This is a genomic window from Plantactinospora sp. A48 (assembly GCF_055793945.1).
The window spans coordinates 45,179-58,131 of record NZ_JBTIXF010000042.1 but is presented as its reverse complement, the minus strand read 5'-3'; the positions used below and the strand labels follow the sequence as shown (position 1 = coordinate 58,131).

11 protein-coding genes are annotated in these 12,953 nt (G+C 72.5%); 5 read left to right on the top strand and 6 right to left on the bottom strand.

Annotated features, from left to right (window positions below; genetic code table 11):
• Window positions 1–118: 118 nt before the first annotated feature.
• The gene (locus ACXN5W_RS20680; RefSeq protein ID WP_473159978.1) at window positions 119–1,138 is read right to left on the bottom strand and encodes a magnesium and cobalt transport protein CorA; all 1,020 of its coding nucleotides are present in this window, start codon (window positions 1,136–1,138) and stop codon (window positions 119–121) included.
• A gap of 245 nt (window positions 1,139–1,383) precedes the next feature.
• On the opposite strand from ACXN5W_RS20680, the gene ACXN5W_RS20675 reads away from it, so the two are divergent.
• The 3 genes from ACXN5W_RS20675 to crcB all read left to right on the top strand — a co-directional run bounded on the left by ACXN5W_RS20675 (window position 1,384) and on the right by crcB (window position 3,432).
• Window positions 1,384–2,238 carry an alpha/beta fold hydrolase gene (locus ACXN5W_RS20675; protein ID WP_473159977.1) on the top strand — a complete coding sequence of 285 codons (855 nt, stop codon included), beginning with the start codon at window positions 1,384–1,386 and terminating at the stop codon, window positions 2,236–2,238.
• A gap of 280 nt (window positions 2,239–2,518) precedes the next feature.
• Window positions 2,519–3,076: a fluoride efflux transporter FluC gene (locus tag ACXN5W_RS20670; protein WP_473159976.1), complete on the top strand. Its 558-nt coding sequence runs from the start codon at window positions 2,519–2,521 to the stop codon at window positions 3,074–3,076.
• Window positions 3,073–3,432: a fluoride efflux transporter CrcB gene (gene crcB / locus ACXN5W_RS20665; protein ID WP_473159975.1), complete on the top strand. Its 360-nt coding sequence runs from the start codon at window positions 3,073–3,075 to the stop codon at window positions 3,430–3,432. The genes ACXN5W_RS20670 and crcB overlap by 4 nt, the downstream gene beginning before the upstream one ends.
• A gap of 16 nt (window positions 3,433–3,448) precedes the next feature.
• On the opposite strand, the gene ACXN5W_RS20660 is transcribed toward crcB, so the two are convergent.
• From ACXN5W_RS20660 to ACXN5W_RS20650, 3 genes are all read right to left on the bottom strand, one after another.
• The gene (locus ACXN5W_RS20660) at window positions 3,449–4,609 is read right to left on the bottom strand and encodes a hypothetical protein (RefSeq protein ID WP_473159981.1); all 1,161 of its coding nucleotides are present in this window, start codon (window positions 4,607–4,609) and stop codon (window positions 3,449–3,451) included.
• Between the two features lie 133 nt (window positions 4,610–4,742).
• The gene (locus ACXN5W_RS20655) at window positions 4,743–5,375 is read right to left on the bottom strand and encodes an NADPH-dependent F420 reductase (RefSeq protein ID WP_473159974.1); all 633 of its coding nucleotides are present in this window, start codon (window positions 5,373–5,375) and stop codon (window positions 4,743–4,745) included.
• Between the two features lie 157 nt (window positions 5,376–5,532).
• Complete coding sequence (locus ACXN5W_RS20650) at window positions 5,533–6,471, bottom strand: DMT family transporter (protein WP_473159973.1); 939 nt, start codon at window positions 6,469–6,471, stop codon at window positions 5,533–5,535.
• On the opposite strand from ACXN5W_RS20650, the gene ACXN5W_RS20645 reads away from it, so the two are divergent.
• Complete coding sequence (locus ACXN5W_RS20645; RefSeq protein WP_473159972.1) at window positions 6,470–7,876, top strand: aminotransferase-like domain-containing protein; 1,407 nt, start codon at window positions 6,470–6,472, stop codon at window positions 7,874–7,876. The genes ACXN5W_RS20650 and ACXN5W_RS20645 overlap by 2 nt on opposite strands.
• A 153-nt stretch (window positions 7,877–8,029) precedes the next feature.
• Window positions 8,030–9,226, top strand: a complete 1,197-nt coding sequence (locus ACXN5W_RS20640) for an FAD-dependent monooxygenase (RefSeq protein WP_473159971.1) — start codon at window positions 8,030–8,032, stop codon at window positions 9,224–9,226.
• Between the two features lie 41 nt (window positions 9,227–9,267).
• Here the strand turns inward: ACXN5W_RS20640 and ACXN5W_RS20635 are convergent, their stop codons facing one another.
• Window positions 9,268–9,897: a TetR/AcrR family transcriptional regulator gene (locus ACXN5W_RS20635; protein ID WP_473159970.1), complete on the bottom strand. Its 630-nt coding sequence runs from the start codon at window positions 9,895–9,897 to the stop codon at window positions 9,268–9,270.
• 38 nt (window positions 9,898–9,935) lie between these two features.
• Complete coding sequence (locus ACXN5W_RS20630) at window positions 9,936–12,785, bottom strand: ATP-binding protein (RefSeq protein ID WP_473159969.1); 2,850 nt, start codon at window positions 12,783–12,785, stop codon at window positions 9,936–9,938.
• Window positions 12,786–12,953 lie beyond the last annotated feature (168 nt).

Here is a 12,953-nt window from a genome sequence, read left to right as displayed (position 1 = left end):
CTCCCCCCCTCCCCCACCCACCCCCTCCCTCCCCTCCCCTCCCCGTTGATCATGAAGTTAGCCCCGCGACACGCCGATGCGGGCCCCGCTAACTTCATGATCAACCAAGCGGTGGCGGTCACAGCCAGTCGCGGCGGCGGAAGATCAGGTAGAGGCCGCCGCAGACCAACGCCATCAGCAGCAGTGCGAGGGGATAGCCGAACCGCCAGCCCAGTTCCGGCATGTGGCTGAAGTTCATCCCGTACACGGTGCCGATCAGCGTCGGCGCGAACAGGATGGCCGCCCACGCGGAGATCTTCTTGATCTCCTCGTTCTGCTGGAAGCTGGCCTCGGTGAGGCTCTTCATCTCGTCGTTCTGCTGCTGTCCGACGAGCGTCGCGTTGACCGCCAGCATGCTCTGCAACAGTTGCCGGAAGCCGTCCACCCGCTCCACCACCTGGGTGAGGTGGTCGGCGACATCCCGCAGATAGCGTCGCATTTCCTCGCCGGTCTCGTACCGGGTGACCCCCGCCTCCAGGGCGCCCAGCACCGCGCCGAGCGGCCGGACGGCGCGCTGGAACTCGATCACCTCGCGGCTCAGCCCGTAGATCCGCCGGCTGACCGTGGGGGCGCCACCGAACACCTCGGTCTCGATCTCGTCGATGTCGTTCTCCAGCCCGGCGACCACCGGCAGGTATCCGTCGACCACCTGGTCGAGGATCGCGTAGAGCACCGCCTGCGGACCGCCGGCCAGCATCGCGGGCTCGCCCTCCATCCGCCGGCGTACGGCGGCCAGGTCCGGCGCCTCACCGTGCCGCACCGTCACCACGAACCCGGTGCCGATGAAGACGTGCAGTTCGCTGAACCCGACCTCCTCGCGGGATTCGAGATATCGGGCCGCCCGCAGCACCACGAACACGGTGTCGCCGTACCTTTCCAGCTTGGGCCGCTGGTGGGCGGTGATGGCGTCCTCCACCGCCAACTCGTGCAGCTTGAACTCCGCGGCCAGCGAGGCGAGTTGCGCGGCGTCCGGCCGGTAGAGCCCGATCCACGCCACCGCGCCGTCGTGCGAACGCAGGCAACGATAGGTGTCGGCGAGCGTCTTCGGCGACGCGAGGCGGTGACCGGCGACGTACACGGCAGCGTCGACGACGGACATCCGGGCCTCCTGAGGGCAACCGGGAGCCCGGTTACCCGTTTTCCCACCTCCGACGCCTCCGATGAAAGGAAGGGCCCCCGTTATCGCTTTTTGTATAGGAAGGGCCCCCTTTTGACGCCGCCTGGAACGCGGCATTGACGTCGTCTGGAACGCCGGGCCGGCCGGGTCGAGCGCCCGGGGCATGTCGCCACTCCGAACGGGAACGCGGGTCCGGACCGGACAGTTTCTCAGCGGAGGAGATTCCGATGCCCTTCATCGCGGTCGGCGCGGAGAATTCCGCCCCAATCGACCTGTACTACACCGATCACGGCGAGGGACCGCCGGTGGTGCTCATCCATGGGTTCCCGCTGAGCGGAACCGCCTGGGAGAAGCAGATCCCCGCCCTGCTGGGGGCGGGCTACCGGACCATCACCTACGACCGCCGTGGCTTCGGCAACTCCAGCCAACCGGGTACGGGGTACGACTACGACACGTTCGCCTCGGATCTCAACGTGGTGATGTCCGAGCTGGACCTCCAGGACGCCGTGCTGGTCGGCCACTCGATGGGAACCGGCGAGGTGACCCGGTATCTGAGCACGTACGGGTCGGCACGGGTCAACCGGGCGGTGCTGATCAGTAACATCCCGCCGTTCCTGCTGAAGACCGCCGACAACCCGGATGGGCTGGACCGGAGTCTCTTCGAGGGCTTCCTGGACGCCTGCGCGGATGACCGGTTCGCCTTCCAGACGACGTTCATGAACAACTTCTTCAACTGGCCGGACACCCGGGGCAAGCGGGTCAGTGAGGACGCCTACCGGGGCCACTGGAACGTCGCGGTCGGGGCGTCACCGATCGGCACGTACGAGTGCATCAAGACCTGGATGACGGACTTCCGGATGGACGTGCCACGGATCGACGTACCACTGTTGATCATCCACGGTACGGCGGACAAGGTCCTGCCCTACCCGAACACCTCACCTCGGGTGCATGAGATGTTGCCGGACAGCCAGTTCGTGACCATCCAGGACGGCCCGCACGGGATTCCGTGGACGCATCCCGACGAGATCAACCGGGCGATGCTCCAGTTCCTCGGCGCCCAGGAACCGGTCATGGCTCGCTGACCACGCCCGCCCGCCCAGTCGGGCGAGCCCCAGCCCACGCGGGCGAGGCCCAGCCCACGCGGGCGAGGCCCAGCCCACGCGGGCGAGCCCCAGCCCACCCGGGCGGTCGAGTCGGTCCCGATCCGCCGGCTGCCCGGGTGGCCCACCGGGACCGGTGGGTGCGGCGAGGGCGCCGGCTATAGTGGCATCGATCCGGCGGTGGGGCCCGCCGTCCCGTCCGGGAGAACCGCGAACGTACGCCAACGGTCCCTACCAGGAAACGATCTGGTAGGAGGATTCCGTGCCCGACCGTCCCGGACCGCCCCCGCCGATCGACCCCCGCATCGATCCCGACGTCGATCTGCGGCTGCGACGAGACCGCCGCGAACTTCCCACCGCCGCGCCTGCGGTGCTTGGCGCCATCGCGGCGGGCGGGATGCTCGGCGCGGTGGCCCGAGCCGCCCTGCAACGGGCGGTGCCGGCCACCCCGGACGGTTTTCCGTGGGCCACCTTCGCGGTCAACGTCACCGGATGCCTGCTCATCGGCGTACTGATGGTGCTCGTCGAGCGGCTCTGGTCGCGGCGCCGGCTGGTCCGCCCGTTCCTCGGCGTCGGCGTGCTCGGCGGCTTCACCACGTTCTCGACGTACGTCGTGGACATTCAGCGCGCGGTCGCCGCCGGCGCCGCGTTCACCGCCCTGACCTACCTGCTGGCGACCCTGCTCGCCGCCGTGGTCGCGGTCTGGGTTGGTACGGCCGTCGCCGGCCGGCTGGTCCCCGCCGCCCCGGGGTCCTTCCTCGGCGGTACGGGAGACCCCGAATCCGTTCCCGGCACCGAGCGGGCCGGGGGTGCCCGGTGACCCTGCTGCTGGTGGCCCTCGGCGCCGCCCTGGGCGCCCCCCTGCGGTACCTCACCGACCGGGCGGTGCAGGCCCGGCACGGCTCGGTCTTCCCGTGGGGCACGCTGACCGTCAACATCGCCGGTTCACTGCTGCTGGGGTTCCTCGCCGGCCTGCCGGCGGATCCCACCCTGGCGGCCCTGGCCGGCACCGGCTTCTGCGGCGCGTTGACCACCTATTCGACCTTCGGCTACGAGACCGTGCGGCTGGCCCGCACCGGCGCCCACTGGTACGCCCTGGCGAACGTGCTGGTCAGCATCGTCGGCGGGCTCGGCGCGGCGTACCTCGGACTGATCCTCGCCTGGGCGTTGACCTGAGCGAGCGGACTGCTGGTCAGCGGCGCAGGGTGGAGCGGGTCACCGACGGGTTCCGGGCACCGAGGAAGAAGATGCCGGGAAAGCCGGGCGTCTCGAATCCGGCGCTGGGGTTGCCGCGCAGCGTCGAGCCCTCGATCCGCATGGTGCCGGTCCGGTTGTTGCTGACGAAGAAGACGGCCCCGCCGCCCTCGTTGGCGTGGTTTCCCTCGATCACCGTCCCGGCGATCCGGACCGTGAACTCGTTGCCGTCGCAGTAGACGGCCCCGCCGCTGCCGCCACCGGGGGTGCCGCCCCGGGCCGGGTTGGCCCCCCTGCCGATCGCCGAGTTGTCCCTGAGCACGCTGTTCAGGAACACCCAGGACACCCCGATGCTGCTGGTGGCTCCGCCGTTGGCGCACCTGCCGCCGGAGAAGGTGCTGTCCACCACGTACACGGGGGCGTTGTCGTACTGGCTGAGCACCCGCAGGGCCGCGCCGCCGAGATCGGGCCCGCTGGAGTCGCAGCGGTTGCCGGTGAACCGCGAGTTGACCACCTTGAAACGTCCACCCCGGACGAAGATCGCGCCGCCGCCACCGCCCTCGGTCCGGTCCCCGGTCGAGTTGCCGGCGGTGAAGGTCAGGTTCTGTACCACCAGCTGCGGGCTCGACTGGTTCTGGCAGTGCGAGGTGGTCCAGCCCAGGGCCTGGTCGCAGGTGTTCTGGTAGAGGATGCGCCGGCTTCCACCACCGCTGAGCGTGACCTTTCCGCCGCCGTCCAGGACCACCCGGGAACTGGCGTTGCGCACCTTGGCCGTCGCGGTCATCCGGATCGTCACCGGTGCCGGACCACAGTCGAACGTGATCACGCCACCCGCCGCGACGGCCGCCACGACGGCCTTCGAGGTGCAACTCGCGGCCGTACCGGTGCCGATCCGCCGGGTCGGATGGCTGGTGTCCACCGCGCGGGCCTCGGCCGGCACGCTGGCGTGTCCGTTGGGGTTGCCCGCCCTCGGCGGTCGGGCGGCCGGGCTCGTCGAGGGGCGCGGCCGGCCACTGGGGCTGGGCGACGCCGTCGGGGTGGTGGCCGGCTGGGTCGCGTCGGCCTGCGGGGACGCGGCGACGAACTGGGGCTGCGCCGGTGGGTCGCCCTTGGCGCCGCAGCCGGCCAGCGCGAGGCCGGCGACGAACGGCACGACCAGGCCGGTCAGTAGGGGGAGGGCACGGGAACGCACCCGACGATGCTAGGGCGCATCGGCGGGGACGGAAACCGCCGGCTCCGGGTTTAAGGTGCGGCTAAGAGTGCGGGTACGGCAAAGGGGTGCCGGCTGTCCGTCAGCGCACCGGTTCACCGAGCCGGGCCCGCAGCTCCCCGGCGGTCAGGTCGGCCATGAAGACCGGGCTGCCCGGTTCGTGTCGCCGCCCACCGTGTCGCAGGTCGCCGACGTCCACGGGTTGGAAACCGATCTGCTCGACCAGGTCGAGGACCGTCCACTTGGCCCGGTCGTCGTCGCCGGAGACCGGGATGGCGTACCGCTCCAGCGCGCCGGCCTCGTGGTGGTAGTCGCGCAGGTGGTCCCAGCGCATGGTGTTGAACGCCTTGACCACCCGGCTGTCCGGCAGGTGCCGTTGGATCAGCTCGCTTGAGCCCGGCCGCCCGGCCGCCGGCTCGGGGAGCGGTCCGTCCCGGTCCGGTTCGTGGTTCGTGGTGTCCACGACGATCCGCCCGGCCAGCGGTGCGGCGGGCAGTTCCCGGTACCGGCCGAACGGGATGCTGACCACGACCACCGGGCCGAAGGTGGCCGCCGCCGTCACGGTGGTGGCGCGTACCGCACCGAGTTCGTTCGCCACCGGCGCCAGGGTTTCCGGGTCCCGGGAGTTCGCCACCGCGACCTCGTGGCCCGCCGCCGCGAAGTGCCGCGCCAACGTGCCGCCGATCCGGCCGCAGCCGATGATACCGATCCGCACCGCGTCCTCCTTCCGCCGCGGCCCGCGTACCCCGCGCCGACCGGTGCAAACCGCGCCTGTCGGGCCGCTGGGGCAACGCAGTCCGAGCCGACCGGCCCGCTGCGTCGCCGGGTCGCTGGGCCGCGTGAACCGGGGCCGATGCGGGCGCGCCGCCGGGTCAGGCCCGCTCGACCACGGCGGCCCGCGCGCCGCCTCGGGTGCGTTGGATCAGCACGACGCAGGCCAGCACCACCAGGGCCGCCGCGATGGCGGCCGGGGTGACGGCCTCACCGAGCAGCAGCGCCGACCAGATCAGGGTGAGCACCGGTTGGGCGAGTTGGATCTGGCCGACCTGCGCGATTCCGCCCCGGGCCAGGCCCGCGTACCAGGCGAAGAACCCGAGGAACATGGAGACCGCGGTGAGGTAGCCGAGGGCCGACCAGGCGACCGCACCGGGGTGCGGTGGGTGGATCGTGGCGACGATCGCCGCGACGGGCACGGTGACGGGCAGCGAGAGCAGCAACGCCCAACAGATCGTCCGCGCCCCGCCCAGGTCGCGGGCCAGCGCGCCGCCCTCGGCGTACCCGAGCCCGCAGAGCACGACCGCGACGAGCAGGAACAGGTCGGCGGCGGACAGCGCACCGTGTACCGCGTCGCTGGCGCCGAGAAAGGTGAGCACCGCCAGCAGCCCACCGGCGCTCGCGACCCAGAACAACGGTGGTGGGCGTTCGCCGGCCCGCAGCACCGCGAACACGGCGGTCATCGCGGGCAGCACGGTGATGACGACCGCGCCGTGCGCTGAGGTCTTGGTCGTCAGGGCCAACGAGGTGAACAGCGGAAACCCGACGACGACGCCGAGGGCGACCAGCGACAGCCGCCGCCACTGCTGTCGGGTGGGTCGGGGTGCGCCGGTGAGACAGAGGTACGCCGCCGCCAGCAGCCCCGCGCCGACGGCCCGGCCGAAGGCCACGAACCAGGGATCGAGCTGGCGCACCGCGACGCGGGTGGCCGGCAGCGACAGGCTGAAGGCGAGCACGCCCAGCGCCCCGAGGGCGAGGCCGGCCAACCGATCCGCCGTTATCGCTTCCTTGACAGTAACGCTACCCTTACCCCTCATGAATAACGGTAACGCAGCCCAGCGCGTTATCCAAGATCTGCGTGGCATGGTGGCCACCGCACTCCCCGGAACGCGGCTGCCCTCGGTACGCGAGCTGACCGCCCGACATCACGCCTCACCGGTCACCGTCGCCGAGGCGGTCCGGCAACTGGTGTCGGAGGGCCTGATCGAGGCACGAGCCGGCCGGGGCACCTTCGTGACCGCCCGCCCCGACGAGCCACCCGCCCCGGACCTGTCCTGGCAGACCGTCGCGCTCGGTCCCCGTCGGCCGGGCGAGGCGGAGATGCAGGCGCTACTGGCGTTACCGCCCGTGGGCGCGATCCCGCTGTCCGGCGGCTACCTGGACGCGGATCTGCAGCCCGCCGCCGCGCTCGGCGCCGCGCTCGCCCGCGCGGCCCGCCAGCCCACCTCCTGGCAGCGCGGGCCGACCGAAGGACGCGCGGACCTGCGTGCCTGGTTCGCCCGCGAGGCCGGGGCCGGGCTGCGCGCCGACGACATGCTGATCTGTCCCGGCGGGCAGGCCGCCCTGTCGACGGCGCTACGCGCGCTCGCCGAGCCCGGCGACACCGTGCTCGTCGAGTCGCCCACCTACCTGGGCGCGCTCGCCGCCGCCCGGGCGGCCGGGCTGCGGGTGGTGCCCGTGCCCGTGGACTCCGACGGCGTACGGCCCGACCACCTCGCCGCCGCGTTCGCCCGCACCGGTGCCCGGCTGTACTACTGCCAGCCGCTCCACGCCAACCCGAACGGCGCCACCCTGGCCGAACACCGCCGGGCCCGGGTCGCCGAGGCGGTACGCGAAGCCGGCGCGTTCCTGATCGAGGACGACTACGCCCGCGACCTCACCATCGACGGGGAGAGCCCGCCGCCGTTGGCCGCCGACGACCCCGACGGACACGTCATCTACCTGCGCTCACTGGCCAAGTCGGCGGCGCCCGGGTTGCGGATCGCCGCGCTCGGCGCCCGTGGTCCGGCCGGGGCCCGGCTGCGCGCGGCGCGGCTGCTCGACGACTTCTTCGTCGCCGGTCCGCTGCAACAGGCCACCATCGAGTTCGTCACCGCGCCGGCCTGGACCCGCCACCGCCGCGCTCTGCGCACCGCGCTGCGGACCCGCCGCGACGCGCTGCTGACCGCACTCCGCCGGCACCTTCCCGAGCTCGACCAGCGGCCGGTCCCGCGCGGCGGCCTGCACCTCTGGGTACGCCTGCCCGAGGGCACCGACGACGTGGCGCTGGCCGCCGCCGCGGCGACTGAAGGGGTCGTGGTCTTCCCCGGCCGCCCCTGGTACGCCGCCGAGCCTCCGGCGCCGCACCTGCGGCTCAGCTACGCCGCCGCGCCGGCCGACCTCATGGACGAGGCGGTGCGCCGACTCGCCCGCGCCTGGCACGGCGGGACGGCACCGCGATAGCCGGACCGGGTAGCAGACCCGACAGGCGCCGCACGCCGCCCTCGTCGGGCAGCGCGATGGTTGCCAGCTGCATCCCACCGCGGCTAGGGTTGCCATCGAGACTGAACAGTTGTTCGGTCTACGGTTCAAGCGTTCAGCCCTGAGGGAGGGATCGTGCGGGCGGTCATCTGTGGTGCGGGGATCGCGGGCCTGACGTTGGCCTGGTGGTTGGAGCGAGACGGCTGGCAGGTACTGCTGGTGGAGCATGCCGCCGGCCCACGGGACGCCGGTTACATGATCGACTTCGTCGGCTCCGGGTACGACGTGGCGGAACGGATGGGGATGCTCCCGCGCCTGCGTGACATCCAGACGGTGAACACGGTGTTGCGTTACCTGGATCCGGCCGGACGGGGACGTGGATGGTTCGACTACGACGGCTTCGCCGCCGCACTCGGCGGGCGGGCGTTCACATTCATGCGCGGCGACCTGGAGCGTGTCCTGTACGACGTGCTCGGTGATCGAGTGCCGGTGCGCTACGCGACGACCGTCCACAGCGTGGCCGAGACCGCGAACGGTGTGGAGGTGGTGCTCAGCGACGGCACTGTCGAACGGGCCGACCTGCTGGTGGGTGCGGACGGGATCCACTCACGGGTGCGGGAGTTGGCCTTCGGCCCCGAACCGCCGCTGCTGCGGTACCTGGGGTTCCACACCGCGTCCTACCTGTGCGCCGACGACGACCTGCGCGCCCGCGTCGGCGCCCGGTTCCTGCTCACCGCCGTGCCGGACCGGCAGGTCGGTCTGTATCCGACCAATGACGGTCGGCTCGCGGTCTGGTTGACCCACCACAGCGCCGACCCGCGGCTGCCGCAGGACCCGCGCGGCGCGCTGCTTCGCACCTACGGTGGCATGGGTGACCTGGTCGACCTGGCCCTGCGACACTGCCCGTCGGGGCGTGATCTGTACTACGACCAGGTGGCCCAGATCGAGTTGGACGGTTGGGCCCGGGGCCGGGTCGCCCTGGTCGGGGACGCGTGTCAGGCGGTGTCGCTGCTGGCCGGGCAGGGCGCCTCGATGGCGATGGGTGGCGCGTACGTGCTCGCCGAGCAGTTGCGCCTGGATGCGCCGGAGCGGGCGGTGGCCCGCTACGAGGAACGGGTGCGTCCGTCGGTGCGGGTCAAGCAGCGGGCCGGTCGGCAGACCGCGCAGTGGCTGGTGCCGTCGAGCCGGTGGCGGATTACCGCACGGGCGCTCGCGCTCGCCACCACCCGGCTGCCCGGTGGCGTCCGGCTGGCGCAGGCGGTGCTGGCCGGGCCGACGGCCAGTGTCGTAACCGACGGCGGTCCGGACCAAGCCGCACAGGTGGGACGGTGAGCCGGCTGCCGCACCCGGTTGTGAGTCCGGGATGTCGGCGCTCAGTGCGGTGCCGGGCCGGCGAACAGTCCATCCCGGTACACCGCCATCGCCTCGCCCAGCCATCTCCGCAACCCGTCCGGACCCAGCGGGTCGAGCCCGAGAGTGGCGGTGAGTTGGTCACGCAGCAACAACACGGCCAGATCGTTGACCATCACGAACGCCGCACGCAAGGGTGGATCCGCCGACCCGGTCAGCACTCCGGCCGATTGCAGGGCGTCGAGCATCGCCACGCTCGCGTCGTACCACTTCCGGAACAACGCCGAGCCGGCCTCGTCCCCGGTCAGCCACAACCGCCGCAGGTACGCCGGGATCGGCGAGTCCGGCGGCAACCGACCCATGACCAGCGCGGCCAGCGAGGCGTCAGTTTCCGCCATCGCCCAGTCGAAAGCGGCCGGATCGGCGGTCACCGCCCCGAACAGCTCGTCGAAGACCAGGGCCACCCGCTCGTCCACGGCCTGTCGCAGTCCCTCCTTGGATCCGAAATGGTGCACCACCAGGGCCGGCGACACCCCGGCGGCGGCGGCGATCCGCCGCACCGTCACCGCGTCCGGACCGAACCGGGCGAACAGCTCGAGAGCCTCGTCGCGAATGACCGCCTTCGCAGTCCGATCATCAAACGCTGAACGCATGTACAGGACACTAACCGGATTGGACGTCTTCCCGTCGGTCAGCCGCCGTCGCCGCGGTCCGTGGCCCGCCACTGCACCAACGCGTCCCCGTCACCGGCGCGCTGCCTGGGTGGATCCAGCGCGGTGAACCGGGCCGAGTCGACGGCCAGGTCCGGGTGTTCCACGGCGAGCGCGATGGCCGCCGCCTGTTCCAGGCTCAACCGCCCGCCCTCGGTGTAGGCGGCGTCGAACGCCCGGTCGCCGAGCACCTCCCGGACCGCCGTCTGCTCCTGGAGCCAGTAGCCGCTGTAGATGCTCGGCGCGCACCGCAACGCCGTCGCCGTGGCCTGGGCCGCGCCGAACAACCGGGCCGCCAGTGTCGGCTCGTCACCCCAGGCGCAGCGCACGGCCATCGCGGTCAACGTCTCGCAGGCCCGACCGTGGAAGCCGTGCGTCATCCGCGAGCGCAACGCCACCACCAGGTGATCGTGCGCCGCGACCAGATCACCACGGCCGAGCGCGACCATCCCGAGCACCATGTCGACGGTACGCCGGCCCCGGGAGGCCGGCAGCCCCGCCTCGATCGGCCGGGCCGCGGCGAGCAGTTCGGCGGCCTCGTCGAGGGCACCCCGTCGCCACAGCAGCTCCGCCAGCCGGAACACCGCGAACAGCGCGTCCCCCGGCACCCCGTTGTCGTCGGCCCAGCCGATCACCTCCCGGCAGACCCGCTCGGCCTCACTGAACTGGGCCATGTCGATCAGCGGCGCCGCCCGCCCGGCCAGCACCCGGGCCAGCAGGCCGGCGTCACCGGCTCGTCGGGCCGCGGCCTCGGCCCGCTGCGAGAACCGCAGCTCCTCGGCCAGCTCACCGTCGGCCCCGGCGTGCAGGGAGTGCATGTGGTACGCCGCCGCGAGTTCCGCCTCGGGGATCTGCTCGCCGGTCTCGGCGATCCGCCCGTACAGCCGGAACAGCCACAACCGACCCTCCCGGGCCAGGCCGCGTTCCCGCCACCACTGGTCCATCCCGCCGGCCAGTTGCAGCCCGCTGCGGGCGCTGCCCCCGGTGGCGGTCCAGCGCAACGCCGCCCGCAGTTCGTGGGCGAGCGGGTCGAGCGCGTACAGCGACAGGGTGATCGGCTGGCCGTCCGGCCCGAGGCAGGCACGGCGCAGCGCGTGCAGGCACCAGGCCACGTGCCGGTTGCGCGCGGTCTCCTCCTCGCCCGCGTCGGCGAGCCGGCGTGCCGCGTACGCCCGGATCGGGTCGAGCATCCGGTAGGTGCTGCCCGAGGCGTGCGGTTCGGCCTGGACCATCGACTTGTCCACCAGCACCGACAGCGGGTCGAGCGGATCCTCGTCCTCGAGCAGCCACTCCACGGTCGCCAGCTCCACCGGCCGGCAGAACACGGCCAGCCAGCGCAGCAGCCGGGCGGCCCGGGGGCTCAGCGTGCGGTAGGACCAGGTCACCGTGGCCTGCATGGTCACGTGCCGCTGGATCGCCGACCGCTGCGCGGCACGCGCGGCGGGTGCCGGGGCCGCGCCGATCGCGGCGGCCGCGAGATCCACCGTGTCGTGCTGGTTGCCCATCCACCTGCGATTCTGCACGGCCGGCCGGTCCGGGCCCTCCCGGCCCGCGTCCAGCGCCCCGAGCACGTCGTCCAACCGCTCGGCGAGCTGACCCGCCGACAGCACCCGCAGCCGGGCCGCGGCCAGCTCGATCGCCAGCGGCAGTCCGTCGAGCCGCACGGCCACCCGCTGCAGTCCCTCGGTCTCGGCCGGTGCCGCGGGCCGGCCACCCCGGGCGGCGGCCGTGCGGTCGAGCAGCAACGCGAGCGCGTCACTCGGTCCGCCGTCCGGGCTCGGCTCGCCGGACAGCGGCGGAATCCGCCAGATCACCTCACCGGGCAGCCCGAACGACTCACGACTGGTGGCCAGCACCCGGACCCCGCCGCCGCCGGCCAGCAGCCGGGAGATCACCTCGGCCGTCGCGGCCGGCTGGGCGTCGCAGGTGTCGAGCAGGAACAGCACCCGCCGGGACGCGGCGTACTCGACCAGCGTCTCAAGCATCGGCCGGCCCGGCTCCGGACGCAGGCCCAGCACGGCGGCGATGGCGAACGCCACCAGGCCGGGGTCGGTGACCGTGGCGACGTCGACGAACCAGACGCCGTCCGGATGGGCCTCGACGATCCCGGCGGTCACCTCGACGGCCAGCCGGGTCTTGCCGGAACCGCCGGCCCCGACCACCGTGACCAGCCGGTGGTTCTGGGTCAGCCGGCGCAGCTCGGCCCGTTCCGCGCCGCGACCGACGAACGAGGTGGCCTGGGTGGGCAGGTTGTGCGGGATGTTGTCGGCCGTACGGGGCCGGGGGAACTGGCGTTCCAGCCCGGGAGCGACGAGCTGGAACAGGCGTTCCCGGTCGTCGAAGCCGCGCAGCCGGTGCAGCCCCAGATCCAGCAGGGAGGCACCGGACGGCAGCGGGGTCGCGTGCCGGGCGGTGGCCCCCGAGCAGAGAACCTGGCCGCCGTGCGCGGCGGCCGCGACCCGGGCCGCCCGGTGGACCTCGGCGCTGGCGTACTCCCCGGCCAGCGGTTCGGCGTGGCCGGTGTGCAGGCCCATCCGGACCCGGGGCACCGACTCCGGGGTGGGCCAGTCGTGCTCGGCCAGCGCCCGCTGCGCCACCAGGCAGGCATGCAGCGCCGCCGAGGCGTCCGGGAACGCCACGAAGAACGAGTCGCCCTCGGTGAACAGCTCAGTCCCACCGTTCGCGGCAAGCGTGGTGCGCAGCAACCGGCGATGTTCGCTGAGCACCGGTCGGTAACCGGCACCGAGCATCTGGGCCAACCGTGTCGAGCCCTCGATGTCGGTGAACAGGAAGGTCACCAGGCCGCTGGGCAGGTGATTCCGTGCCGACATACGTCGAACCTCCGCCCCCTGGAAGTCGCGTTCATGCTGCCGCACAACGGCTTCCCGGCGCATCGTAGAAACGGGTGGCGCGAGGCGTACCAAGGTGCCAACCGGTGATCGAGTGAGGTTCTCGACCAAGCGGCTCTACCGCACCGATCAGGCGAGAAGCGACAACCT

Excerpts from the sequence above, each read along its gene's own strand:
- ACXN5W_RS20680 (WP_473159978.1), bottom strand. The coding sequence starts at position 1,138 with ATGTCCGTCGTCGACGCTGCCGTGTACGTCGCCGGTCACCGCCTCGCG.
- ACXN5W_RS20675 (WP_473159977.1), top strand. The coding sequence starts at position 1,384 with ATGCCCTTCATCGCGGTCGGCGCGGAGAATTCCGCCCCAATCGACCTG.
- ACXN5W_RS20645 (WP_473159972.1), top strand. The coding sequence starts at position 6,470 with ATGAATAACGGTAACGCAGCCCAGCGCGTTATCCAAGATCTGCGTGGC.
- ACXN5W_RS20650 (WP_473159973.1), bottom strand. The coding sequence starts at position 6,471 with ATGAGGGGTAAGGGTAGCGTTACTGTCAAGGAAGCGATAACGGCGGAT.
- ACXN5W_RS20635 (WP_473159970.1), bottom strand. The coding sequence starts at position 9,897 with ATGCGTTCAGCGTTTGATGATCGGACTGCGAAGGCGGTCATTCGCGAC.
- ACXN5W_RS20630 (WP_473159969.1), bottom strand. The coding sequence starts at position 12,785 with ATGTCGGCACGGAATCACCTGCCCAGCGGCCTGGTGACCTTCCTGTTC.